23 protein-coding genes are annotated in these 26,983 nt (G+C 40.4%); 1 reads left to right on the forward strand and 22 read right to left on the reverse strand.

What is annotated here, in order from left to right; genetic code table 11:
- From H541_RS11155 to pepA, 18 genes are all read right to left on the reverse strand, one after another.
- Positions 1-210 (reverse strand): helix-turn-helix domain-containing protein (locus H541_RS11155; RefSeq protein ID WP_022795494.1); only part of this gene is annotated, 210 nt, incomplete at its 3' end.
- Between the two features lie 208 nt (positions 211-418).
- Complete coding sequence (locus H541_RS0101020) at positions 419-2,713, reverse strand: transglutaminaseTgpA domain-containing protein (RefSeq protein WP_022795495.1); 2,295 nt, start codon at positions 2,711-2,713, stop codon at positions 419-421.
- The gene (locus H541_RS0101025; protein ID WP_022795496.1) at positions 2,710-3,837 is read right to left on the reverse strand and encodes a DUF58 domain-containing protein; all 1,128 of its coding nucleotides are present in this window, start codon (positions 3,835-3,837) and stop codon (positions 2,710-2,712) included. The genes H541_RS0101020 and H541_RS0101025 overlap by 4 nt, the downstream gene beginning before the upstream one ends.
- Positions 3,834-4,781, reverse strand: coding sequence for an AAA family ATPase (locus H541_RS0101030; RefSeq protein ID WP_022795497.1), 948 nt, complete (start codon positions 4,779-4,781; stop codon positions 3,834-3,836). Before H541_RS0101030 ends, H541_RS0101025 begins: the two co-directional genes overlap by 4 nt.
- Before the next feature lie 339 nt (positions 4,782-5,120).
- A complete protein-coding gene (locus H541_RS0101035) occupies positions 5,121-5,951 on the reverse strand; it encodes a hypothetical protein (protein WP_022795498.1) in 831 nt (276 codons plus the stop codon).
- Positions 5,944-6,633 carry a hypothetical protein gene (locus H541_RS0101040; protein ID WP_022795499.1) on the reverse strand — a complete coding sequence of 230 codons (690 nt, stop codon included), beginning with the start codon at positions 6,631-6,633 and terminating at the stop codon, positions 5,944-5,946. The genes H541_RS0101035 and H541_RS0101040 overlap by 8 nt, the downstream gene beginning before the upstream one ends.
- A gap of 18 nt (positions 6,634-6,651) precedes the next feature.
- Positions 6,652-8,598 carry a threonine--tRNA ligase gene (gene thrS / locus H541_RS0101045; protein ID WP_022795500.1) on the reverse strand — a complete coding sequence of 649 codons (1,947 nt, stop codon included), beginning with the start codon at positions 8,596-8,598 and terminating at the stop codon, positions 6,652-6,654.
- A gap of 574 nt (positions 8,599-9,172) precedes the next feature.
- The gene (dnaI, locus tag H541_RS0101050; protein WP_022795501.1) at positions 9,173-10,093 is read right to left on the reverse strand and encodes a primosomal protein DnaI; all 921 of its coding nucleotides are present in this window, start codon (positions 10,091-10,093) and stop codon (positions 9,173-9,175) included.
- The gene (locus tag H541_RS0101055) at positions 10,093-11,718 is read right to left on the reverse strand and encodes a DnaD domain protein (protein ID WP_022795502.1); all 1,626 of its coding nucleotides are present in this window, start codon (positions 11,716-11,718) and stop codon (positions 10,093-10,095) included. Before H541_RS0101055 ends, dnaI begins: the two co-directional genes overlap by 1 nt.
- Entirely contained in the window at positions 11,708-12,193 is a 486-nt protein-coding gene (gene nrdR / locus H541_RS0101060) for a transcriptional regulator NrdR (RefSeq protein ID WP_022795503.1), read from the reverse strand. Before nrdR ends, H541_RS0101055 begins: the two co-directional genes overlap by 11 nt.
- Entirely contained in the window at positions 12,180-12,794 is a 615-nt protein-coding gene (gene coaE, locus H541_RS0101065) for a dephospho-CoA kinase (protein ID WP_022795504.1), read from the reverse strand. The genes nrdR and coaE overlap by 14 nt, the downstream gene beginning before the upstream one ends.
- Complete coding sequence (gene mutM / locus H541_RS0101070; protein WP_022795505.1) at positions 12,791-13,630, reverse strand: DNA-formamidopyrimidine glycosylase; 840 nt, start codon at positions 13,628-13,630, stop codon at positions 12,791-12,793. The genes coaE and mutM overlap by 4 nt, the downstream gene beginning before the upstream one ends.
- Positions 13,631-13,745: 115 nt before the next feature.
- Positions 13,746-16,439, reverse strand: coding sequence for a DNA polymerase I (polA, locus tag H541_RS0101075; RefSeq protein ID WP_022795506.1), 2,694 nt, complete (start codon positions 16,437-16,439; stop codon positions 13,746-13,748).
- An 8-nt stretch (positions 16,440-16,447) separates the two neighbouring features.
- Entirely contained in the window at positions 16,448-16,948 is a 501-nt protein-coding gene (locus tag H541_RS11160; protein WP_156831852.1) for a MaoC/PaaZ C-terminal domain-containing protein, read from the reverse strand.
- A gap of 389 nt (positions 16,949-17,337) precedes the next feature.
- The gene (gene murC, locus H541_RS0101085; RefSeq protein ID WP_022795508.1) at positions 17,338-18,663 is read right to left on the reverse strand and encodes a UDP-N-acetylmuramate--L-alanine ligase; all 1,326 of its coding nucleotides are present in this window, start codon (positions 18,661-18,663) and stop codon (positions 17,338-17,340) included.
- Entirely contained in the window at positions 18,656-19,273 is a 618-nt protein-coding gene (locus tag H541_RS0101090; RefSeq protein WP_022795509.1) for a hypothetical protein, read from the reverse strand. Before H541_RS0101090 ends, murC begins: the two co-directional genes overlap by 8 nt.
- A gap of 159 nt (positions 19,274-19,432) precedes the next feature.
- Positions 19,433-20,086, reverse strand: coding sequence for a YtpR family tRNA-binding protein (gene ytpR, locus H541_RS0101095; protein ID WP_022795510.1), 654 nt, complete (start codon positions 20,084-20,086; stop codon positions 19,433-19,435).
- Between the two features lie 7 nt (positions 20,087-20,093).
- On the reverse strand, positions 20,094-21,197 hold the full coding sequence (gene pepA, locus H541_RS0101100; protein ID WP_022795511.1) for a glutamyl aminopeptidase: 1,104 nt from the start codon (positions 21,195-21,197) through the stop codon (positions 20,094-20,096).
- A 354-nt stretch (positions 21,198-21,551) separates the two neighbouring features.
- Here pepA and H541_RS0101105 point away from each other — a divergent pair, with 354 nt between their 5' ends.
- Entirely contained in the window at positions 21,552-21,893 is a 342-nt protein-coding gene (locus tag H541_RS0101105; protein WP_022795512.1) for a hypothetical protein, read from the forward strand.
- Between the two features lie 267 nt (positions 21,894-22,160).
- Here the strand turns inward: H541_RS0101105 and H541_RS0101110 are convergent, their stop codons facing one another.
- From H541_RS0101110 to trmB, 4 genes are all read right to left on the reverse strand, one after another.
- Complete coding sequence (locus H541_RS0101110) at positions 22,161-23,600, reverse strand: 6-phospho-beta-glucosidase (RefSeq protein ID WP_022795513.1); 1,440 nt, start codon at positions 23,598-23,600, stop codon at positions 22,161-22,163.
- A 140-nt stretch (positions 23,601-23,740) separates the two neighbouring features.
- Positions 23,741-25,063: a PTS sugar transporter subunit IIC gene (locus H541_RS0101115; RefSeq protein WP_026501514.1), complete on the reverse strand. Its 1,323-nt coding sequence runs from the start codon at positions 25,061-25,063 to the stop codon at positions 23,741-23,743.
- Between the two features lie 232 nt (positions 25,064-25,295).
- On the reverse strand, positions 25,296-26,057 hold the full coding sequence (locus H541_RS0101120; RefSeq protein ID WP_022795515.1) for a MurR/RpiR family transcriptional regulator: 762 nt from the start codon (positions 26,055-26,057) through the stop codon (positions 25,296-25,298).
- 234 nt (positions 26,058-26,291) lie between these two features.
- Positions 26,292-26,930 (reverse strand): tRNA (guanosine(46)-N7)-methyltransferase TrmB, encoded by a 639-nt coding sequence (gene trmB / locus H541_RS0101125; protein ID WP_022795516.1) that lies wholly within the window; start codon positions 26,928-26,930, stop codon positions 26,292-26,294.
- Positions 26,931-26,983: the final 53 nt, after the last annotated feature.

The following is a 26,983-nucleotide window of genomic DNA, read 5'->3' on the forward strand; positions in this document are numbered from 1 at the left end:
TTCTTCAGTGTGTTGATTGGGATGTGAGTGGGGCTTTGTACTCTTATTTCTTAAACTATCCCATGTCCCATCATAGTTGTCTCTCCAACGTTTGACTTGCATCCGATTTGTGTGATATTTGCGTGCAGCCTTGGCATTATTATCATGTTTAACCGCATAATCAACGACTTTCTTTCTGTATCGCATTTCTTCTGTTATAATATTCTTCATAGGGGAAGCTTTCCTTTCTGTGGTGTGGTAATTACAGTATAGCAGAAGCTTCCTCTATTTTTTTATTTTCATGTAACACATGTATTGTAACCTTACATACTTACAATCAATTTGTCATGATGTGATTAACAACAGGTAATATCCTGTAAGTAACAAAATACAATGGGCTCTACTCACCATCTCATACTTTTCAAATCGAATTTTACGGTTATTTGTAACACTTAATGTATTTAAAGACTAATCTTTGATCTGGTCTGAGAGAATCGTATAGTTTGGTTTGGATGATTGAAACAGTTTTTTTAACGGTTTGCCTTTCTTCTTCACTAACTGATTTCGGGCCAAATGATTCTTTCATCACGATTGTCATCACTTGTTGTAGGTCGTTATCACTGATAGTAGTCTCTGTCTTTTCTGAGCTATCTAAGTCCTTAATAACAGCTGCTAATTGATCAACAAAATCTTCTTCTATACCTGTATATCCTGCTAATTTTCCGGTGAATTGGACACTTTTTAATAATTCTTGGAAGTAAACATCTGCTTTTAGAATTCCCCACTTCGTTTGTTTTCTTTTGTATCTTTCAGTTAGAGTAATCACTACTAATAAGAGGACCGCTAAGAAGATTGCCACAGTTTTAGTGATTGTTTTAGGACCGATCGCTAACCAGCTGATTCTATCTCCTTCTGCCTCACTGCTATCTTTAGCCAAATCCTCATCAAAGAGGATAGAGTTCTCTTCTGGTGTGACTTCAACTGGGTACCATCCTCTGGTTTCATCATAAAGTTCTACCCAAGCATGGGCTTGTTCGTCTGATAATATCGCCTCATAATCACCATTGTCTTTACTCAAAAAATCACTCGTATTCGCTCGGTAGCCACTGACATAGCGTGCTGGGATACCATACAGGCGAAACATTAGTGTTGCAGCAGAGGCGAAGTGTTGGCAATATCCTGCTCTTAAATCAAACAGGAAAGCTTCAGAGACATCACTGCCAACTGGCATCACACCAGGTGTCAAAGAATAGCGTGCTCTGGTGTGGAGTTTCTGGATGATCTCTCTTTGTATAGCATCTTTATCACCACTAGCTACTAATTCTTCATCAATCAAATCAGCAAGTCGAGGAATCATACTTCTATCGACTTCGGTATACCTTTCTTGCACAAAGTTAGCATAACGCCCCTCAACTTCTCTAAACCAATCGAATTGAGAGAGTTGTTTCAGGTCTTCTTGATAGTTCTCATAAGTATTGTCATTATAGACAGTATAGAGATTTCCACGCTCACCTTGCACTTGTAACTTGGATAAATAAGGGATAGTTGGCGCTTTTAATAACTTATCCAGTCGTCTTGTCCGCACTGAATTAGCTTGTGGCGTTGCTTCTCCGGCTGCTTCTTTTTTCGTCTTCAAGGCATCGAATGTCATGTAAAACCGTTCATCAAAACTTTGGTTGTCCCCAAAGTTCAGCATGTAATATTGGAAAGAAGTGTTATCCGCTCCATAAGTTTCATAAAGTCCATCGAAAAATGCTCGTTCGTCTAGTCGGTCCCATTCGTTACCAATGTAGTCTCCGAAAGATTGGCTCTTCAAGTATAGCGGTTCATTTGGTTGGGTCGACACACTGACCTCCAACTGGTCTTTCCCATCCGGATAATTATTGCCACGATTGATTGTCCCACTGAGATCACTTTCGTCCGTTTTTGTTTGATTCAATGAATAACGTCTGACTTCGTTTTCAATACCCATCGGCAAAGCCAATAACTGATCCATTGAGTCGCTTAGGACTGTAGTGAATAACGCAAATAGCGCGCAAAACAAGCCAGTCGCTACCACAACACTTTTACCAACCACTTTAAATTTCGACCGGTCTTTCTGTCCCATATGCCTGAGTTTACTACTCTTAGCACTGGTCGCAATCATATTGACGATCACTATAAAGGTCAACAAAAAGTAAAAAGGTAGGGTGATTGGGATGCCTAAATAAGGGCCTAAAAAGCCAACTGTAATAATAATCGCATTGACCAACCACCGCTGGCCAAAATTGACCATCACTTGAAATAAGACCTCAGCAACCACAAGAGCTGCGACCAATACGACCCAATTCAAGGACGTTGGAAGTGGTCCTTTGTGTACCACATTATCATATAGGATCAGTGCTTCTTGCCAGCCTCCTCGCCATTGCATGGCTAAATACCCAAGGCCAGCCACTAATGGGATAGCAGCTATTTTGACCCGGTATACCGTTAATACCCATCTTAAACTACAATAGGCAAACACCAGCCAGTGAATCCGACCCATATCTAATTCAATCGGAAGTCCTTCTAAAAATAGATCTGTTGGGACGCTCAGTAAGGCATAAATGATACCATAGTAACTCAAGAAAAACAGAACTTGCGCAAATAACCCTTCATAAATAGGGCTTTTTTGCGTTGGGTCGCTCATTTCTGACACAGAGATGGGCGACTTTTGTGTCGTTGTCTGTTTCTTGAATGGTCTAAAAAAACTCATAGTCTTAGTGGCCTTCCCACAAGTTCAGCGTAAAGCTTTGATGCCTCGAACTGATACAGCAACTGGTGATTTTCATATAGTCTCAACTGGCGGTCGATAGTGATTAAAATCTTATCATCGCTCCTACTATCTACTGGGTCAAAACCAGGATCATGTCGACTAGTCTGTTGACTGTCTGCTTGCCTTCCTTCTTTATCGGTATCGATTGATGCCATCTCATGGATAACTTCTTGTAAAAAAGAATCATAATAAAAGGGAGACTTGATTGGAATTGTAAGCTCCCAATCATTCCTTTTATTTACCAACTGAAGTTGTTCCACTAACTCCTCTTGGGTCAGTGCTGAGACTAGGCTAGCAACTAGTACTAAAAAAGCATCTTTTTCTTTTAATGACTGTGACAGTGGTGGTGTGAGATCAACTCTGATAGACACTTGTTCCTCTTTTTGTTCACTGTAGACCTTGCTCAACAGTTCGTCATTCCGAGCACTTAACTTCCAGTGAATCGTCTTCAGGTGGTCACCAGCTTCGTATTGTCTCACTTGAAATACGTTAGGCGGTGTTGCCCCTCTTAAATCGACCTCTTGCCCTTTGCTTCCTGCTTGTTGAAGCAATAATAGCGCTAGATCTGCTTTTAGAACTGGTGGAATAACAATTTGTTTTTGGCTGATAGCGAGACGTTTACGCCGCTTGAATAATTTTAAATAGTCAAAACACTCGATTTCGGTTACTAGAATCTCGATTTCACCACTATAAGTCGAATCTGTCCCAAGAGCAATAGTTGCCTCGCCTAGACCATCCACAAAGCCATGAAACTTCTTGGTTACTACTTTCTTGTTAGGATCCAATCGATTATAGAAAGATACCGTTATCTGGTAGTAAGGAATAGGGAGACGTTGTCGATTCGTCAACCGAATTCTAGCAATAGCAGTGTGTTCTTTGACGATGATAGGATCGTCTAGATCAATCTCTATTTCCAGATACTTAGCCATTTGTAAGGCATATAGATAAGAAATAAATAACAAGACGAACAAAACGATAGCTAAGACCATGAATTCAGCTGAATGGTATCTACCAGAAAGGTAGAAACTCAAGACAAGTGTCAGGAGATAGCCAAACTTTCTCATGTCATTCGCCTCAAGGCTGGCTTAGGGATATCTGCCAAAATGCGTTGAAGGACCCCTTTTTTGCTGATACCTTCCATTTGAGCTTTATGACTCAGTACCACGCGGTGGGATACAATCGGAATAAAGTGATCGACGACATCGGATGGTTGAACGAATTCAAAGCCATTTAGCCAGGCAACAGCACGGGTAAACTTGACTAAGGCGATGGTTGCTCTAGGACTTGCACCTAATTCGATTAACGGATGGTTTCGAGTCTTACCAACTAATTCGACGATATATTGGTAAATAGCATCATGAATAAATAAGTCATTGATCTCTTCTTGAATGTTTTCTAGCTCCTCGGTTGATACAATCGGTCGTAGTTGATCCGTCCGCTTGCCTACAGAAACTTGCTTAGCTAATAATATCTCACTATGCGGATCTGGATAACCCATGCTCAGAGAAATCAAGAACCGATCCATTTGGGCAGGTGGCAGTAACTGTGTCCCGGCTGTTCCTGTCGGGTTCTGCGTTGCAATAACATGAAACGGTCGTGGTAGGGGTCTCGTCTCACCATCTACCGTCACTTGTTTTTCTTCCATCACTTCAAGCAGAGCAGACTGTGTCTTTGGAGAGGTTCGGTTGATTTCATCCGCTAACAACAGATTACAAAATACGGCACCAGGTTGATAAACAAAACGGCCTTCTTCTTTCTGATAAATCGAAAAACCTGTTAAATCTGACGGAAGCACATCTGGTGTAAACTGGACTCTGTTCCACTCCATCCCAAAAACTTTTGATAAAGCAAGCGCCATCGTAGTCTTCCCAACTCCTGGTATATCTTCTAAAAGAACATTACCACCGGCTAAAAATGCTGCAATTACTTCAAATACAAATTGTTGCTTTCCTAAAATAACTTCATTGACCTTATCAATCAATTGCCATATTTTTTGATCACTTCTCATGACGTGCCTCCCAAGGGGTCTTTGGTTCATATAAGGGACAGGTTAGTCTTTCAAATCATATTTTTTCATCTATTAAACAAATGAATCTAAACACATCTTTCAGACCAAACAATTTTTAAACAGGTCTATTAGACGGTCTCGTTTCAGTAGTAGGCAATCATGTCTCACGACTACAAGCTAAATTAAAGTAAGTTTGTGTCTTATTTTAATGATAGAGTAATGGTTTAGTTCTTGTCAATTCACTGAACCGGTAACAAGTAACGATAACATTAAAAAAGAGTAACAATTCCCATTTCGGAAATCATTACTCCCTAAACTGATTTACTACAATCAACTTATTTATTGTCCTTCAGCGCTCCCGCTTACCAGATAAGCAGGTATCAATTGGTCTGAGCCCGTATCTATCAAGTACCGGTAATAAGCCGAGGTGATGTCACCCTCGACCTCTCCCACATGGACGAACCAAACGATCTCTTGATTCGGTTCTAATGCCGTTGGATCAAAGAAGACTGATAGTTGATCAACATTTTTATCCAAAACCATAGCTTGGAAAGTATATTGATTGTTCAAAATCAATTGACTACTCTTCAATTGTTCTCCATATGGAGGTTCATTATTTGCCCGTTCAACTAATGGAGTTGTCACCTTGGTCCCCACAATAGTCGCCGGGAAGGTCAAACCAGATTCGTCATCACTCACTGTCGTTTTAAAGTAAACAACCTCATTCACCGTAAGAGATGACCCATCACTAGCTTTTCCGGCTATATCACCACGCATTGGGAAATACTCTTTGATTGAGATACGTTGGGCATTTGACCCATTGAAAATCCCTTCAAAACTCTTTAAATCTGCCGCATAATCGTTGCTGACAAGTGCACTAGCTTTATCGGTGTCTTTACTATCAGCCTGATCATTAGCTTGATCATCAGCTTGATCATCAGCTTGATCATCAGCTTGATCATCAGCTTTATTATTAGCAGTTTCATTAGTCTGTGATGTAGATTGTGATGCTTCACCTTCAATAGCTGACGACTGTGCTTGTGCTGGTAATAGCCAGTATTGCCGTAGCAACCCTACTACTAGTAAGGCTGTCAATATCCCAATCACAACGACTTGAAAATCTACAGCATCAAACTGAAACCCGTCACTATCTTTGCGCCATTTACTCACTCGCACTCACCCCCGCTCTTAGAATCAGTGGTTGTGCAAGTGGTGCTTGATCTTTGCCTAATGGACTCGGGAACGCGATTAAGAGGTAAGCTACCGTGAAATCTGTAGCCCAGTCACTTTTAGAAGCAAAGGTGACTGACTTCCCGCTAGTCAATTCGATTGGACCATCCGTACTAAACGTCAGCTTAGCTGGTTCCACACGATTATAATCGACCGTGACAGCTTTGGGATCAATCGTGATACCCTCATCTCCAAGTTTATCACTAGCTGTCACTGTATAGACTGTCACGACAGCTTCATTGTCGAAGGTCAATTCATCCACAGAAACGCTATAAAAATCATTCGAGCCACTCGCATCTGGCTTGACCGTTTTTACTTGGTCCTGATTCAAACTAGCAATCATATCCTCCACTGCTTTTGCATCAGTATCTTCTGTCTCTTTATCGGTCGCCTTATCATCACTAGCTGAGTCAGCGTTAGAATCACTCGCTTTATCAGTTGCATCACTTTTTTTGCCATCATTATTCTCTTGATCTGATTGTGCCTGTTTAGTCTCTTGGGATGACTTCCCAGAAGGCCAGTTACCTGTTGCAGCAACACCAGCAAGATAGCCAACGGTCAATATCAGTAGGGTTCCTAAAAACAGCGCCAAGTAACGCCTCTTATGTTCTAATAACTGCATAAGCCCCTCCTAGCTTCATTATGCCTCTGGGCGGCTCTTACGAGCTACATCAGCTAATATACTTTTAACGAACTCTGCTTGGCTGACCGATTGTGTCTCTTTTGACCCATACTTTCTAACTGTAACAGTATCGTCAGAAACTTCTTGGTCTCCAATTACAAGTTGGTATGGCACTTTCTCTGTTTGTGCTTGACGGATCTTATAACCCATTTTCTCATTGCGGTCATCAACGGTTACCCGTATGCCATAACGGTGCAATTCATCCTTAAACGCATTGGCTACTTCTAAATGATGGTCTAGACTAACCGGAATAACCACTGCTTGGACTGGGGCTAACCAAGTTGGGAATGCTCCTTTATACTCTTCGATTAAGTAGGCCATGAACCGTTCCATCGTTGATACGACACCACGGTGAATCATCACAGCCCGGTGATTATTTTCTCCATCTTCACCGACGTAAGTAATATCGAAACGTTCTGGTAACAAAAAGTCCAGTTGAATGGTCGACATCGTTTCTTCAACCCCAATTGCGGTTTTAAACTGAACATCTAATTTAGGACCATAGAATGCTGCTTCACCTATTGCTTCAAAATACTCCAACCCTAACTCATCCATAGCTTCTTTTAACATTGACTCTGCCCTATTCCACATGTCATCATCATCAAAGTATTTATGTTTATCTGCAGGATCACGGTAGCTTAAACGGAAACGATAGTCCTTAATATTGAAGTCTTTGTAAACTTCCTTCGTCAAGTCGAGTACCCGTTTGAATTCATCTTTGATTTGGTCTAAACGCAAGAAGATATGTGAGTCATTCAAAGTCATTTCACGAACCCGTTGTAACCCTGATAAGGCGCCACTCTTTTCATAACGGTGCATCATACCAAGCTCAGCGATACGGATTGGTAATTCTTTATAAGAATGGATGTGGTTTTTATAAACCATGATATGGTGCGGACAGTTCATTGGACGTAGAACCAATTGTTCGCCATCTCCCATATCCATCGGTGGGAACATATCTTCTTTATAGTGATCCCAGTGTCCACTTCTCTTATAAAACTCAACATCAGCCATGATTGGAGTATAAACATGCTCATAACCCAATTCGACTTCTTTATCGACGATATAACGTTCAATAATCCGACGAACCGTTGCACCTTTTGGTAGCCAGAATGGCAACCCAGACCCAACTTCCTTGCTCGTCATGAAGAGATCCAATTCTTTCCCGATCTTCCGATGATCGCGTTCTTTGGCTTCTTCGCGACGTTTCAAATCTGCTTTTAAGTCTTTCTTGTCAAAAAAGGCAGTCCCATAAACCCTTTGCATCATCTTATTATCGGAATTACCACGCCAGTAAGCACCAGCTAACGATAACAACTTGAAGACTTGAATACGACCAGTAGATGGTACATGGACACCTCGACAAAGATCAGCAAAATCCCCTTGTTCATAAATCGTGATTAAGTCGCCTTCAGGGATATCATTGATCAATTCTACCTTATACGGATCATCTTTGAAGCGTTCCAAAGCGTCTGCACGTGAAATTTCGTGACGAACGATTGGTAGGTTTTGTTTCACGATATTGTGCATTTCTTCCTCAACGGCAGGAATTTGTTCTTCTGTTAATTGGGGATCCATGTCAGTATCATAGTAAAATCCATCACTGATGGCAGGTCCAACTCCAAGATGGATTTGTGGAAATAAATGCTTTAAAGCATGTGCCATCAAATGGGCTGTTGAATGCCTTAAAATACTGAGTGCTTCAGGATCATCTGGTGTTATGATGGCAAGCTCTCCATCTTCCGTTAACGGACGATCGAAATCGACCAATTCTCCATTAAACTTCCCGGCTAATCCTTTTTTTCCCAAACTCTTGCTGATATCTGCTGCTACTTCTTTTACTTTTATTCCGGATTCATAGATCCGTTCATTACCATCTGGTAATTTGATTTTTAGTTGACTCATTCGTCAAACCCTCCCTAACTATTTCACACTATTCGTCACTATTTTCAGCGACACATTTTGCCAGACAACCGATCGATTACTACTGATTTAGAGGATTTATGACACAAAGACTATAAAGAATGATAATGGCCGTCTTATAATGGTCTATTGCCTGATTATAATGGTCTTTGCTGATAAAATAAGAAAACACAGACATAAAAAAAGTCCCATACCAATGCAAAAGCATCAGTATGGGACGTGATAATCTGTCATCACGTGGTTCCACCCAACGTTTGATTTCTGCTAGACTCAACCCCTCATAAGGCTAAAGTAATGGCTAGTCTATCAGAATTCCTCTGATCTATAACGGTGATAGCCGCATCTCTTTACTGACAATCTCCCATCAATACAGGCAGATTTGCTTTCTAGATATGTCGATCAACAGTGGTCTAACATTATGGCTAGTGAGATTTTGCACCACCCAATCTCTCGCTAAAACTAGTTACATAACATAGGTGTCTGTCAATATGGCGTAATCATAACGCACTTATATCACTTTGTCAAAAAAATCTGTTAAAAAACGCCAACAATCCTACTACCGTCGTTGGTTTTTACCAGTGACGTTTACTTCCTCTGCTAAGTAGCGGACACGCTCCATAACTCGCATCGCTTTTAGCGGTTCAACGTCTCCTTTTTGGGTGACTTCAAAATGTTTTTGTAATTCTTTGAACCCAAAATTAGAGCTAAAGAATGTCGGCAGTTGCTCTTGCATACGGTATTGGAGAACAACACCTAGAAAGTCGTCTCGTAACCACGAGCTATTTGCCTCAGCCCCAATATCGTCAAGCATCAAAATGCTACTTTCTTTCAGCGTATTCAGTTTCAACAACATGGTGTTATTTTGAAATGAATTTTTGAGCTCTACTGCCATACTAGGGTAATGGACCATGGTCACTTGATGACCAAGTTCTGCTAATTGTTGCGCCAATGCGGCTAACATATATGACTTTCCAACACCAAAGTTTCCGTAGAGATACAAGCCTTTTTGAAAGGACGTTGGATCACTGGTATATCGTTCGGAAAACCCAATCATTTTAGAGACGATTGGCTCTCTAGCAGGTGTCAAGTCAATCGCAGATAAGGAAGCTTCCGCAATATCTTTAGACATGTAAAAGCTATTGATCCGTTTCTTGATTGCTTTTTGCCGTGCTTCTTTTTTATAGTCCGCTGTTTGGCGGTAAACACAGTCGATATAGGTCCCGTGCCACACTAAGACTGGCTCTAAATGTGGATTGGCAACAGGCTGCTTCTCTTTCCGCTTCTTGGTTTCTATCATAAACTCATTTAACTTCGCAAAGCTTCTCTCAAGCACTGCAGGAGTGACCAAGTCATTGTGGTCTTTTAGAAAAGAAGCAACTTCAGGATAATTCACTACAGCTTCGCGTTGCTCTTCATAGCGTTTTCTGAGGTTTGGGTCAAGCAATCTTTTCTTTAAACCATCTGCAATATTATCCATCAGTTCTCATCCTTTCTCTGTTGTTTTAAGCGCTCCAACCGTTCGATTGCAGCTTTAATATCCGAGCTATTGGTTCTGCTTGTATCGGTTGCGGTGGTTTCCTTTTGTCCGTTTTGTTTGGTTTGTTTGTTTTGCGATGACTTTCTGCCATCATCAGTACTGTGGTCGTTACCCTGTTGTCCTGTCTGTGTTTGAACATTACTAGCCTTATCTGAACTTTCTGAACCTTCTGAACTGCCTGAACCGTCTGAAACGTTTGAACTATCTGAACTGTCAGATCCATAAAGCTCATCCAATTCTTTCTTTGCCCAATCTGGCAGTGGTTCTTCTCGACCACTTTTGCCATATCGCGTCTTACGAGCAGCTTGACTGTTATTGATAGCCTTAGCTTTTTCATTTTTGAATAGCCGAGCAGCAGCGATTGCTTGTTCTGCCGTCGTAACACCTTGAATGGTCCATTTGTTTAAAATCGTATCGAAGAACGCTTTATTGATATGGTCTTGACCAAGTTCCACTAATAAATAATGAAGCAATACATTGATGACTTCGGCTGGAGTAGCCGTCGTCTCTAAGCTATTTCTGATTGTCCGTTTCTCATGATCCATCTCGTTACCACCAATTTTTTGACGCAATTGGCTGTAAAAGGGCAATGATGGTATTTGCTTGAAGGCCTTCAAAAGTGCTGGATTGACATCAGTTGCTGGTGCAATAACCCGCCGATTCCTTCCAGATAATCCCTTGGACGTTTGATTATCATTTCCTAGTGCAATCTGGTTTGACATCTCACTACTATCAGCCCTTTTAGCTTTGTTTCTCAGATTTGTTGGATGATTTTCATACGAGCTATAGATCACTTGTTTCAGCTTGTCAGCATCGACCTGGGTCTTTTCGCCATTTAGGGCACCATATAAGAAACGGGCCATACTCAATTCATCGATTCCATAGAATCGTTGTAAAGCATTAGCCATTTGACGCGTATGATCATCCACTGCCGTTTTGTCGATTCCTTGCGTTTTCAGTTGGTCCAGAATCAATTGCCAATCTAAACTCAATCCCCCGTCATCCAACCAAGTCAGATAAGCTGCATTTTCAGCTGGCTCTTGCTCGAACTTGATGCTCATCATCGCATAAGGTAAGGGAAAGACTTGGTAAAAAGATTTCGTGACTTCTTCACAATCACTCGGTAAGACATCGATAGCATACCGTGACTTGATCTGTTTGAATTGTCGTTCGCCTACTGATTCATGTAGAAGTGTCGACAACAGGTCATCGGCAAAAAAATGGTTTGGATCAACAGGTGGCTCTATTTCTAACCAGTATTGTTGATTACCCGGATCTTCAAAGATCCGGAGAAGACTGATTCCTTGAAGTCTATCGATTGCCTTCTCCCATTGTTCGATTGTTAAATCTGCTTGATTCAACCAATGACTTACTGGCATCGGCTCGCTATCCCAGGTCTCTTCAAAGATCCAAAAATGAAAATTGGTATATAGTTGCGTCGCTACTGCCCCGATGAGCGGTTGATATAGGATACTTAGCCAGTGTAAATGCGTTTGAGTGATCCAGTGTGGTTGGCGTAATTGGATCGTTGTGGTTGGCTTAAATATGGCCACTTTACGCGTCATGCTTTCGTTCCTCTTCTTTTTTTTCGCCCTTTTCTAACCGTTCCAATTCTTTGATGAACATTCTGCGATCTGTGAATTGGCGGTAGACGCTCGCAAAGCGAATATAAGCAATATCATCAAGAGGTGCCAACCGATCCATGACAAACTCGCCGATTTTTTGACTCGGTACTTCACTATCGCCATCTTGTCGGATCGTTAATTCAATATCATCAACGATTTCTTCCAACTTAGCGAGTGGAACTGGTCTTTTTTCAGCTGAACGGATCAACCCATTGAGAATCTTTTTCCGACTAAATATCTCTCGTTCTCCACTACGTTTGATCACGAGTAGAGGGGTTTGTTCAATTCTTTCAAACGTTGTAAAACGATAGCCACATGATTCACATTCGCGACGTCTCCTAATCGTACGACCATCCTCCGATTGACGACTATCGATCACTTTTGTACCAATATGATGACATTTAGGACAAAACATCGAACTCCCTCACTTTCTGATCTAGTTTTTCAGTAACGATTTGTTGGGTCTGAGCAATAGGGTGACGATTATCGATGACCCAGTCTGCTCTTTCTTTCTTTTTAAGTAGTGGCCACTGGCTAGCCATTTTTTGCTCAGCTTGCTCTTTTGTGATTTGATCCCTTGCCATCAAACGGTTGACTTGGACATCTTCTGGAACCCAAACGACCCACACTTCGTCCATCAGTTGGTCATAGTGACTCTCATATAACAACGGAATATCACAAAATATCAGTGGTTTATGTTGTGCCTTTAGGTGATTAATCTGAGACTCTATCTCTTCTCTAATGATAGGACCTAAAATCTGGTTCAATTGCTCTCTTTTAGTAGCAGTTGAAAAAATGAGTTTGCCAACGTAGGCTCTATCCATTGTTCCATCAGCAGCAATTGCCTCAGGTCCAAAAGCTTTAGCAATTTTCTTTAAGGCAGGCTTGCCAGGTTCAACGACTTGTCTAGCAACTTGATCCGCATCAATGATGGGTAAAGGATATTGTTTAACGACTGAGGTTACCAAGGACTTTCCTGTGGCAATGCCACCCGTAATCCCGATGACATGACTCATTTTTGGCCTTCTTTCGGCTGACATACTGGGCAAAAATGAGTACCGCGCTGATTGACTTTGATTTTTTCGATCAAAGCACCACAGCGAACGCATGGTAACCCTGTTCTCCCATAGACCTTGAGCTCATTTTGATACGTACCATCTGCACCAATCATATTTTTATAGGTTCTTACAGTACTTCCTCCCTTAGCTATTGCGTCTTTCAAAATAGCAATAATAGCTTGGTAGAGTGCTGTTACCTCTTTTGAGGACAAGCTATTTGCTGGTCTCTCCGGATAGATGCGCGCCTGAAATAACACCTCATCAGTGTAAATGTTCCCTAGGCCGGCAACGATTTTCTGGTTCAGTAACAGGGGCTTGATCGCCCCTTGATGCTTTTTTAGTTGTTCTTTGAACTCTTCCAATTTGAAAAACTCTGGGATAGGTTCAGGTCCAAGATTTTTCTTTCCAAAATAATCCCAGACTTTTGGTAAAGGTACTAGGGTCATTCTCCCGAATTTTCGGACATCTTGATAGCGTAATTCCCGATTGTCCGCCAAATGAAAGATCAAATGGGTGTGAGGCTCTAACGGAGCCCCAGCTTTTGTGACACTGTATTTACCTTCCATTCGAAGATGACTGATGAGTGCCCAATGATCTAAAATAAAAATCAGATACTTCCCTCTTCTGTGAATATCGTGTATCGTCTCATTGATCAAGCATTTAGCAAACTGTTCCTTTGAAAACGGTGGCATGATGATCCGCTCCCAATAGATTGTTACACCAACAATTGTGGCATCTTTAACTGCCTTGACCAATCCCCTACGAACTGTCTCGACTTCTGGTAACTCTGGCACATTATCACCCTCTAACTGAAACCCTTATTGCTCTAAATCTGTATGCTTTATAATAGCATGATGACCTACTATTTGTCTGTTAGGTGTTTATTATTTCAACCATAGGCGAGACAATTTATTTCGCATCATACCATGTCTTTCCATAGGCAACTTCACTCACTAATGGGACCTTGAGTTCAGCAGCACTAGCCATCAACTCTGGTACTAATTTTTTCACCTGCTCCAACTCATTGTTTGGCACATCAAATACGAGTTCATCGTGGACCTGTAACAGCATTTTAGTCTCTAACTGTTCCTCTTTCAGGGCTTTTGCGACACGAATCATCGCAATTTTGATGATATCTGCTGCTGTCCCTTGAATCGGTGAGTTCATTGCTGTCCGTTCCGCAAAACTGCGTTTATTAAAGTTAGATGATGTAATATCTGGTAAATAGCGCCGTCTGCCAAACAAGGTTTCCACAAAGCCTGTTTCCCGAGCTTTTTCGACAATATCATGCATGAATTGGCTAATCTGAGGATAAGTCGCTAAATAGGTGTCAATAAATTTTCTTGCTTCAGGTCGCGAGATGCCTAGATTTTGTGACAAGCCATAATCAGAAATCCCGTAAACAATCCCGAAGTTGACTGCTTTAGCATGTCTTCTTTGAAGTGGCGTTACCTCATCTGGTGTCGCGACATGGAAGACCTTCATAGCAGTAGTTGTATGGATATCTTGGTGGTGGATGAAGGCTTCTTGCATGGCTTGGTCATCACTGATGTGTGCCAAGACACGTAGTTCAATTTGTGAATAATCACTTGACAGAATCACATGATCTTCTGCAGAAGGTACAAAGGCACGTCTGATTTGTCGACCTGCATCTGTTCTAATTGGAATGTTTTGTAAGTTAGGGTCAGTTGAACTCAAGCGACCTGTTTGTGTCAAGGTTTGCACGTAACGGGTATGGATTTTTCCATCTTTTTCTCTGGCTTCTTTTAACCCCGTGATATAAGTTGATTGTAGTTTAGCTAGCATGCGGTAATCGAGAATGTAATCAATAATCGGGTGTTTCCCCTTCAATTTATCCAAAACATCTGCAGCTGTTGAATAGCCAGTTTTGGTCTTTTTAATGACGGGGAGCTCTAAACGATCAAATAAAACTTCTCCTAATTGCTTAGTGGAATTAATGTTGAATGTTTCGCCTGCTGCTCGGTAGATGGCAGCCTCAAGGTCATCCAAACGGTGCTTGAAGTCTTCTCCTAGCTCGTTCAGGCGATCCGGATCAACCGTAATCCCGTCGATTTCCATCCCACTAAGGACCTTTGCGGTCGGCATCTCAATCGTATTCAAAAGATCCCATTGTTTTTTCTCTTTTAACCTCTCTGGTAATTGCTCAGAGAGTTGGGAGATCACTTGAGCTTTTTGAGCCAGGTGGGTCAACAAAACAGCCTCATCTGGCACCTTTTGTTTCGCGCCTCTCCCATAAACCTCATCGTTAGTCGGGATGACCGCTAGTCCTAAGCGATCTGCCGTGACAGCCGGGTCAAAGTTACTACTATTGACATCTAAAATATAGGCACCCAATAACGTATCCATCGAAACGGCAATTTCTGGCCAGCCTAACCGTCTGTTAGCTAAAACCCACAACCGCTTTGCATCAAAGGTCACCACTTCGGTTTGTTTCAACCAGTCAACTATTTCTTTCTCGCTTAGGATTTCTTTTTTTAACCCATAAGCTTTTTGAGTCTCTTGATCAAATACCACTGCTGCCACCAACTCGCCGACGTGATAATTCTCTGCTAGGGTCTCGACATAAAGGACTGGTTTTTTAACCTTTTCCAAGGTCGTTAAATGATCTTTCCCTAACCACTCTGAAACGACAGTAGGTTGATCGCTCATTGTTTCCTTGATATCGCGTTCATCCAGATTGACCCAAAGTTCATCGGTCGTTTCTGGTAATTCTCGTAAGAATCGAGAGAAGTTCATTTGCTCATAGAATTGTTTTAAGCTCGTAGTCGGTTTAGACTCCAACTTCAAGTGGGATAACGTCAACTCTTTTGGCAATGGTGCATCCAACATGATCGTTGCTAAAGATTTACAGAGAAAGGCTTCTTTCTTTTCTTTAATGAGATTTTCTTTTCGCTTACTCTTCTTCATGTCATCAATATGGTCATAAACGCCTTCGACAGATCCATATGTTTGGACTAATTGTAAAGCTGTTTTCTCGCCGACACCTGTGACACCACGATAGTTATCAGATGTATCGCCTGAAAAAGCCTTCACATCGATCAATTGTTTAGGTGCAATGCCCATCTCTTCTTTGAAACTTTCAACCGTATAAGTCTTCAGTTCTTTCACGCCACTCTTAGTGATATCCACGCGAATCCTTGGAGCAGCTAATTGGGTCAGATCCTTGTCTCCTGAAACGACGACGACTTCAAACCCATCTGCTGCAGCTCGTTCAGCCAGTGTGCCAATGATATCATCTGCTTCATAGTTGACTAACTCAAAATGTTTGAGTCCCATTGCATCAAGCATCTTATTGAAATAAGGCACTTGCTCCTTCAACTCTTCAGGCATACTACTTCGGCCGCCTTTATAGTCAGCTAGCATCTCTGTTCGAAAAGTCGTACGACTGGCATCAAATGCTACTAAGCCGTGAGTTGGGCGCTCTTTTTCCATCACACGTTGTAACATGTCATGAAATCCGTATAAAGCATTGGTGTGTAACCCTGAGCGGTTTGTAAAACTATCTAAATTCCGTATCGCAAAAAAAGCGCGAAACATTAAACTTGATCCATCTATCAATATAATTTTTGCGTTATCACTCATGTTATCTCCTAACGTTTGACTTTGGCTGGTGGTGTATCTCCTGGTACAACTGAAGGTGCTGGTACATCGACCATTTTCATATCAGAATTATAAGGATCAACATCGATATTAGCATCGAGCATGACTTCATCTTTCAAATTGTGTCCTACAACTCGAATACGGATGCTGTTACGCCGTTCATTCACACGATCAATTTGATAATGAAACGTCAATGTATCACCACTGTAAATTGGCTTAAAAATAGAAATACTAAAATCAGTGATGATTGATCCCGGACCTGGAAAATGCCGTGAAACAGTACTCGTGATATAACCCATCAATAACACAGGCGGGACGATTGGTTCGTTGAATTCACTTTTGTCGATAAAACGCTCTGGAGTATAAACTGGATTCATATCATTTGTCAGTCCTAGATAAATCAAGATATCACGCTGATCAATCACTTCAGTCACACTCATCGTATCACCTTCATGAAGCTCGCTGATCGTTCGCCCTAAACGTGTCGTCATAACCACACAACTCCCTCTTAATCTGTCAGTTGTCTAACTTCATTTTCAATCTTTCTATACTTCAATCTTTCAATACTTCGTTTTTCTATACTTAGCTCTTTCTATACTTCAATCTTTCAGTACCTAAATAATGGCAACACTTCTCCACTATCAGTTGCGTCCATTATATCATATTCATTCGTCAAAAAAGAGGATGGCATAGTTGACCATCCTCAAGCATATCTTTTATAAAATTTTTCAAAGTTTATTCTTTTTATTATTCAACAGACCGCTTTAAGTTGCAGATCTGTGTTACGTTCCTTAAAGCTATCCCTCTTCCTCTTCGCAAAAATGTCAATGAACTGTCAGTTCCTCGCCCTTTTTACTCCAGATGAAAGGGATATACCGCTTTAAGTCGCAGATCTTGTGGTTTCGCTCAGTATTTTTTCATAGACTACTTCAAATTTTTGAACATCGCCAGCGCCCATGAAGACCAAGACATCTTCTTCAAACTCGAGTAATGGAGATACATTATCTAATTTCAATATCTTCGCTCCATCGATTTTCGTTGCGAGATCACCGATCTTGATATGACCCGATTTTTCTCGAACAGAAGAAAAAATGTCACATAAGAAAACATGATCAGCTAAACTCAATGCCTTAGCAAAATCATCCAATAAGGCTATGGTACGAGTAAATGTATGGGGTTGGAAGATAGCTACAATTTTCTTTTTAGGGTATTTTTGCCGAGCTGCATCTAAAGTTGCTCTGATTTCTGCAGGATGATGTGCATAGTCGTCAATAAGTACCATTCCGTTAATGACTTTCTCACTGAAACGACGTTTGACCCCTTTGAATGTTTTCAATTCTTCAGCTATTTCTGGTTCTGGTAATTGTTCTAAATGAGCAATTGCAATAACTGCAGTCGCATTCAACACATTATGCGTTCCATAACTTGGAATATCAAAATGGCCAAAATGTTTTCCGTTCAAGCTAACATCAAAGTGAGACCCACTGGTATCTTTAGCCAAGTTTGAGATGACAAAATCATTATCTTCTCCAAAACCATATTTAATAATAGGAACAGGTGCTTTTAGCTTCTTCAAATGCTCGTCATCACCGTAAACCACTAAGCCTTTTTTGACTTGAGTCGCAAAGGTTTTGAAGGCATCAAAAACATCTTCGATATCTTTGTAATAGTCCGGATGATCATAATCAACATTTGTAATAATGGCATAATCAGGATGGTAAGCTAAGAAATGGCGTTGATATTCACAAGCTTCCATCACAAAGAATCGTGCGTCTGGTTGCCCACACCCTGTACCGTCACCAATTAAATAACTCGTTTTAGCTACACCGCTCAACACATGTGCTAATAAACCTGTCGTACTGGTTTTACCATGTGAGCCAGTAATAGCGATACTGGTAAACTTTTCCGAGATTTGTGCCAAAAAATCAGGGTACCGAATGACCTCTAAGCCCATTTCGTGTGCCCTTTTGATTTCTGGATGGTCATCGCCAAAAGCATTCCCTGCAATGATGGTCATCCCAGGTTTGATATTGTCTGGATTGAAGGTATACATAGGGATATGCGCTTCTTCCAGTGGCTTTTGTGTAAAGAAATACGTTTCCAGATCGGACCCCTCAACGTTATAGCCTTTACCATGAAGAACAAGTGCCAAAGCACTCATCCCTGTTCCTTTAATTCCTACAAAAAAATATAGTTTGTTACTCATTAGTAGATTCACCTTTTTTTCTATCCGTAGGTTGTGCAATTCCATTTTTCTGTTTTCCTAACTGGAATAGATCCCCTTCAGTAGTTTCTTGCGTCTTAGTTTGTGGTTTCTCGCTCTTTTTTGCCGTTGATACTGATTTTTTAACTGGTTCGCTATTGACTGATTCACTATTGACTGGTTTTTTAGTTAAGTGACCAGATGAATCTTTAGTAGTTGTATCTTTACCAGTTGTTTCTTTATTTGAGGCAAACAAGATCAATTGATCGGCTGCCCTTATCAATTTTTCGATTATTGGTTGATAGTCAGTATCATCAACTGGAACAGTTTGCGCTCCAGAACGTGGTTTAGGAACATGTGTTGGTTGGAAAGGGACACGGGTAGCTCCGCCCAGTGGTCTGTGCTTAAATTCGCGCTCAAACGAGCCACGAAACTTTTCGTCAGACATGTAACGTGATAGGGTCGGTTCTTCTACTGCACGATGAGATTGCATCGAAATTTTTGCTTGTTCTTTCGCTTCAACCTCTGATATATCATTCTTGAGATTTTCCTTCGCTTGATTGATCTTTACAGGTTTTTGCATGTAGTTTGGAAACGACTCGTCATCAGCCATGTTATCCCTCCTTCGCCCTAATAATCCATTGCATTTTATTTTAATTGCAATTTATTTTAATTGCATTTTATTTTGCTTTTTAACAGTCTAACTGTAGAAATCTAAAGCACTATAGCGCGCTATACGCGCTATATATATAGCAATCTAGAACAGTCTAACTTAAACAGCTACTTTTTCAGCTGTATTAATTTCAAATGGTTCACCAATATTAGCATCATCTTCTAGAACTAATATACCACGTTTTTGGCTTGCGTTCGCTAGATTTAACTCTCGTTCTGAACAAATCATGCCATAGCTTTCTATCCCGCGTAGTTCACTTGCCCAAATTTCTTTACCGCTAGGCATCATAGCTCCTGGCTTAGCAACGACTACCTTTTGCCCTGCTTTGATATTCGGAGCACCGCAAACGATTTGGAGTGTCACGTCATCTCCAACTTGTGTTTTTGTAAGGTGTAAATGGTCGCTATCTGGATGATCAACACATGATTCAACATAGCCAACGACAAATTTAGGAGAGTTATCTAACGTGATTGCTTCAAATCCAGCTTTTTCTATGAGATCATTCAATTGTTTTTCTTGAGCACTAGATAAGGTTACAAGACCTGCTTCTTCGCTAGTAAGTTCTTTATCGAGTTGAAAGTATTGTGCTGCTTGTTGAATATTGTAGCCTACCACAGCTCCTGTTTTTTCATTTTTAATTTGTGTCACATCGCCTACTGTTTTAGTGACAACTTGTGTTGTAGAAGCTTGTCCACCACTCACTAATAAGACGTCGCCGATTCCTTTTGGGTTATAGATACTAATCCAAGTCATTCTGTTATTAAACTCCTTTTATTATTGTATTTACCGTTGAACGATCAAGTGTTTTCATGACAGCAATGATCATTGCCTTTGCTGCTTCATAATCAGCGATTGAGAATAGTGTTTGATGGGTATGGATATACCGACCACAAACGCCGATTACAGCGCTTGGAATACCATTGTTGGACAGATGAGCTTGCCCAGCATCAGTGCCACCTTTTGAAACAAAGTATTGGTATGGGATATGATTGGTTTCTGCAGTGTCGAGCAAGAATTCTTTCATAGCAGGTAATGTAATCATAGTTGGGTCTTGCACACGTAGTAAGAAGCCGTGATCAAGATGACCAAACTTATCTGGATCACCGGTTAGATCATCCGCTGCAGAGCAGTCTACTGCAAAGAATAATTCTGGATCGAATTTATGGGTGGCCACTCTGGCACCCCTTAACCCAACTTCTTCTTGAACATTTGCTCCTGCAATGATTGTACTCTTCAATTGCTCATCCTTAACCGCACGAAGTGCCTCGATTAAAGCTACATTACCATAGCGATTATCCCATGATTTTGAGATGATTCGTTTTCCATTAGCCGTCTTGGTTGTTTGATTAACCGGCACAATTGGATCACCGATTCGTATGCCAAATTCTGTCGCTTCCTCACGTGAAGTAAAGCCACCATCAAACAAGATATCGTCCACATCCAATTTTCCTTGTCCTGCAGTCCCACGTAATAGGTGAGGCGGAATAGAAGATGAAATAATTGGATAATCGCCACTCTTTGTTTGTAAGGTGAATCGTTGGCTTGAAACCACATACTGATTCCAACCACCGAGTGGCGTCACACGAAACAATCCTTGTTTTGTAATGCCGGTGACGATAAAACCAACCTCATCCATATGTGCTGCAAACATGATTCGTGGTGCATCACTTTCGTCTACACTTGCTTTTTTTATCCCAAACAGACCACCTAGATTATCTTGGACGACCTCATCTACTAATGGTGTGATTTCTTCTCTTAATAACGCGCGAATTCTGCCTTCAAAACCGCTCGTTCCTTGTGCTTCGGTAAACTTCTTAATCAACTCGAAACTTTCAGTCGATAATACTTCCTTATTCTCAGCCATATCATTACCTCCCAGTTTCACAAAACCTCCAGTTTAGGTCTGTGCGTCTTGTCTATTATAGCTAAACACATGTCAATTGGCAAAACAAGAATCCCGGGTGTTTCTTTCGGCTTTATAACAGCATTCCATCGCTTATAATGATTGATTTTAAACCCCTCACGGTCGAATCAATGCACTATTCTCTCTAATTTTGCTATACTAGAGATGACTTAAAAGTTGTACAAGACAAACGCTTGGTTGTCTTTTACACAACTATCTATAGACAGCTAAAGGTAGTTAAGGTAGCTAAAAAACTTACTGTTACAGTTAGCAAACTGACATTGAGCTATTCTACAAGGGAAAGGAAAAACTATTATGTCTTCTAACAAGAAAAGAGCTATTCTATTTTTTGGAGCAGCTGGTTTATCGATTGCTGCAGTTGGTGGTGCAATCACCTATTATTACATCAATCGCCGTTTAAAACCAAATCGTGTCCTAGAGAGTGTTAAAAATCAGTTAGCAGATCAAACAGGGTTAGTGGGCTCTTGGATTTCTCATATCCCTGCCCACCTCACAAAAGATCGCGATAGTCGCTATGTCTATCATGGTGCTTTACAAGTTGTTAAAAATGGTGAGTTATTGAATTATCATTTTACAGCCGATACCCATAGTGGTGAGTTGTTATCCTTTGAACTCAGAGCAACACCTAAACACTGATTGTAGTTGTTTACTTGTTTGCTTCTTTTATGTATTTTGTATAATTTAAATGATTTATATCATCTCATTCGTTGATGTGATTCGTCATTAATACCACAAGGATAAAACCCAGAAATCCATTCGGATTTCTGGGTTTTTAGCATTATTTCTTTATTTTTTATTTTTTATTTATTTCCCATCTTTTCCTTACTTGTTATTATATATCATAGTAAGTTTTTGCTCACTTAGTAAGTCTTTGCTCACTTATTAGAGTTTAGTAACACTAAACTACAAGTCTGAACCGTTCGTCGCTATAACGTGTTGGTACCACTCAAACGATTTTTTCTTCGACCGTTTTAACGTTCCATTTCCCTCATTATCTTTGTCAACATAAATCATGCCATATCTCTTTTCCATCTCGCCACTGCCAAAACTGACTATATCAATTACACCCCAAGGCGTATAACCTATAACAGGTACACCATCTTCGATGACCGCTTTTTCGAGTTGTTCAATATGGCTTTTAAGATAGTTGATCCGGTAATCATCATGGATCTCACCATTTTCAGTTAACTTGTCGTAAGCTCCAAAACCGTTCTCAACGATGAACAGTGGCACATCATAGCGTTGATAAACTGTATTTAAAACATAACGTAGTCCGACTGCATCGATTGGCCAATCCCAATCAGATGACTCAATATACGGATTCTTCACGATCTTCGCACCTGGAATATCAGCCGTTTCATGGCCTGGGATATCTTTCAAGGTTGAAATAGCCCCTGACATATAATAACTAAACCCGATATAATCAACTGTTCCTTGTCGCAATACCTCTAATTCTTGCTCGGTGACTACGATATTTAAACCTTTTTTCTCCCAGTATTTAGTCGCATAAGTCGGGATTTTCCCACGGACATGGATATCGCTATAAAAATAACGCCGTTCATTTGCTTTGACAGATGCCATCATGTCGCCTGGATTGCATGAATAAGGGTAGACTGGCACATATGCCATCATGCAACCGATTTTAAAATCAGGGTTTATCTTCTTTCCTTCACAAACCGCTTTGGCACTTGCAATCAACTCATTGATTCCCGCTTGGAATACCAACTCTTCTTTATTTTGCCCTTCGTCGATGATCATCGCAGAATTAGTCCAGACATGAAGAGGATCTTGACCATCTGCTTGATTATTAATCTCATTGAATGTCATCCAGTAAGTCACCTTATCTTTATAACGCTCAAAGACACATTTAGCGAAATGGACAAACAAATCGATAACTTTTTTATTTTGAAACCCTCCAAATTTTTCATAGATACCATAAGGAATTTCAAAATGTGATAACGTTATAACAGGTTCTATCCCATTTTCGAGCAACTCATCGAACAAATCATCGTAGAACTGAAGCCCTTTTTCATTGGGTTCTTGCTCATCACCAACTGGGAAAATACGACTCCATGAAATAGAGGTCCTAAAACACTTGAGACCTAATTCCTTGAACAGTTGAATATCTTCTTTATAGTGGTGATAAAAATCAATCGCCTCGTGGTTAGGATAATAGGCATTGTCTAAAATACCTGATGTGATCTGACGACGAATCCCATTCCCGCCGGCTGTCATCACATCAGCAATACTAAGACCACGGCCATCAACCTTATAGGCTCCCTCTGCTTGATGAGCTGCTATAGCCCCACCCCACAGAAAATCTTTTGGCATTTTTTTGCTCATATAGCATATCCCCCGTTGTCTTTTTCTTTTCTTGTTTTTCATACTGTCAGCGATTTGTTAATACATCGTCAATTTATTAGTTTCTCACTACGTTACTTTCTTACTATTTTACTTTCTTACTATATGACTTTCTTACTATTTTAGTTCTTTACTTCAGCTTTTTGTGCGCGATTTGATGCTATAACAAATGGCAAGTAGATCAAAACGGAAATTACCAAACACACAACGCCTACTACTGCTGCCATGATGTTACCACCTGACCCTAGGAATAAGTTAATGATACCTGGCGTCGTCCACGGAACCCCAATGGCAGGAGTTGGCATGATTGGCCAAACAACTGTCACAAAATACCCAACAAGGATGTTGACCATTGGTGTTAAAATAAATGGAATAATCATCAATGGGTTCAATACGATAGGTAATCCAAAGATCATTGGTTCATTGATTTGGAAGATTCCAGGAACGAGGGACATTTTCGCAATTTGTCGTTGTTCCGGTCTTCTCGAAACAAGGAAAATAGCTATAATCAGGCCTAATGTCATTCCTGTCCCACCCATATTAGCAAACATATCATTCAAGACACCCCACGTTTCTTTGTAAGGGACATCCCAAAGCGAACCACCTTGATTGATAAAATCTAAGTTGGCTAAATCTTGTTCTGTAAAAATGGCTGACCGAACGGCATTTAATGTATTAGGACCGTGAATTCCGATAGAAAACAGCAAGGTTTGTAAAAAGGCAAGAATCAACACGCCAAAAATATTTCCACCTAGATCTCTTAACGGGCTTTGGATTCCTTTGTAGATCAACTCATTAACCCCATCAGGTGCAATCATTAAAACAAGGTAATTTATAATACCCGTAACTGCAACAACAATAACGATAGGAAGCATTCCCGAAAATGACCGTGACACTGCAGGTGGTACCATGTCTGGCATCGTAATCTTTAGCTTTTTAAGCTTGAATAATTTCGGTAAAAATTCACCTACTAAACAAGCCACAATCATGGCAACAAACAAACCTTGTGCACCAAGATATTGAGTTGAAATGACAGAAACATCATTCTCAACATATGGCGCGGGGTATAAGATCATAAAACAAGCTACACTGGTCAACCCAACTAATGTCGCATCTGCTTTGAAATGATTTGCTAACAATTGTGCCACCAAAAATGCGATAAAAATACTCATAATATTGATGGTTCCATAAGCTACAGAAGCTAACACTTGTTGTGCATCAGCCAAATTAGGGAAAATATTATTAAGTCCCAAAATCTGCACAATAAAACTATCGGGAGAAAACAACAGATTGTTGATCAAGATCACGATTGATGACGCGATAGTCAATGGAAAAATCAACATAAACGCATCCCTGATTGCTGCTACATGTCGTTGATTATTTAACTTTGTCGCGATTGGTACAAGCGTCCGATCCAGAACATCATTAAAATTTGCATAACTAATACCTTTCCTTTCTCACAGAGCAGTTATTCTATTCATCACTGCTCTGCTTCCATATTCTATTTGTTTTATTATACCCAATAAAACTTGATACAATGGTAAAGAAAGCGGTTTAGAAAATTGTTCTGTTCTTAAGGATATTGTTCCACAATCGGAACAAGGCGTTTCAATCGATATATGATATATACTTCTCTTGATAAGCAACCACTTGGATTACTCAAACCACTAATGCCACTTAGACAACTGGCGGATTTTGATAATCCTCTAAATAACCTATAACTGTCTCTACAATTGCCATAGCCGGAAGTTGGCTGGTTAAATCCAAAAAAATCTGTTTTCGTTCTTCCTTAACAGCATATTCGATTGCATAATCGCACCTAGTCGCTAATGTACTATTCCTGTCTTGAGTAATGCAGTACTTGCCAATATCTTTTTGACTATCAAGACCACTAACCACTTCTATGAGTTCTTTCGTTTCACCCGAAACACTCATGAATACAACAATACTCTTTTGACCTTCCCGAAAAAAACTTTGGATAGGATACGTCAATTCATCGAAACTGATGGAGAAATATCCCAAGTTTGCTAATTTCCTAGAGGCATATTGCGCTAAAGACCCCGAAGCTCCCATTCCCATAAATAAAATGAAATCTACCCCAGCCAGTGCTTTAGCCATTCGTTTTATTTGATACTCGACATCAGGGTGAAAAATCGACATATTTAGCGTTTCAATATGCTTTTCCAAACCGGAATGGGCTCTGTTCTCCTCACGAAACTTTTCGACTTGATTCTTAATAAAAAATCGAAATTCCGGATATGACTCAAAGCCTAACTTTTGGATAAAACGGAAAACAGATGTTGACGATACATGGGCTTCATCCGCAATCTCTCGCACCCTCATATAGGGAACGGTCTCAATGTTATTCATTAAATAGCGGTAGATTTCTTGTTCAACTGAAGATAAGTTCTTCATATCCAAATTCTCAAAAACAGTCATATTCATACACCCCAATTGGATTTTCTCTCTCACAACTCATTGTATCACGAGAGAAATCAAATAATGACATACGACCGCTAAAAAACTGCGTCATTAAAAAAGAAGCCCAGGAAATATCCCAAGCTTCTTCAGTTCTATTGATTATTCTATTGATTGTTCTATTCTTGTTCTATCCATATAGCTCATATTCCTTAATGGTTAGTATCTTAATAGTTCGTATCCTTAATGCTGTGTCTAATGAAGTGTTGCTCTTAGGCGATAGATTCGGTTCCCTTTGGCACTGAATTTTTCTTCATATTCAGTCGTCACGTTATCCGGATCGTTTAGGGCGTGGAGGTCTAAGCTCACATCCATCAGGGTTGCTTTAAATTCTGATAAACTGACTAAGGAGTACTCAAATAGTCCTTGGTTATCTGTTTTTAGCTGTAAATAACCATCTGGTGAAAGGATGTCTTGATAAGTCTCTAAGAAAGTTTTATAGGTCAATCGTCGTTTTGTATGCCGTTTTTTAGGCCAAGGATCCGAGAAATTCAAATAAATACGATCAACTTCTCCAGGTTCGAAATCTTCTTTTAGATCTGAGCCGTTCAGATGGAGTAATTGAATATTTGGTAGTTTTTCTGCAATCACTTTCTCTAGTGCTAATACGATGATACTTTCTTGGATTTCTACCCCAATAAAATTAATTGTCGGATTTTTCTGAGCCATTTCGACCAAAAATTTACCTTTCCCCATACCTACTTCGATGTGGATCGGTTGTTCTTTTTCAAAACGATCCCCCCACTTACCACGCCATTGTTTAGGGTCACTGACGACATATTCTGGATGTTCCGCAATATAATCTTTCGCCCATGGTTTATATCTTAACCGCATATGATGTCCTTTCTATATCAATAATAGTGCACGCCTTGAATGATTCAAGCGTG

Origin of the sequence: Bavariicoccus seileri WCC 4188 (genome assembly GCF_000421665.1) — a bacterium.
Taxonomy (GTDB): domain Bacteria; phylum Bacillota; class Bacilli; order Lactobacillales; family Aerococcaceae; genus Bavariicoccus; species Bavariicoccus seileri.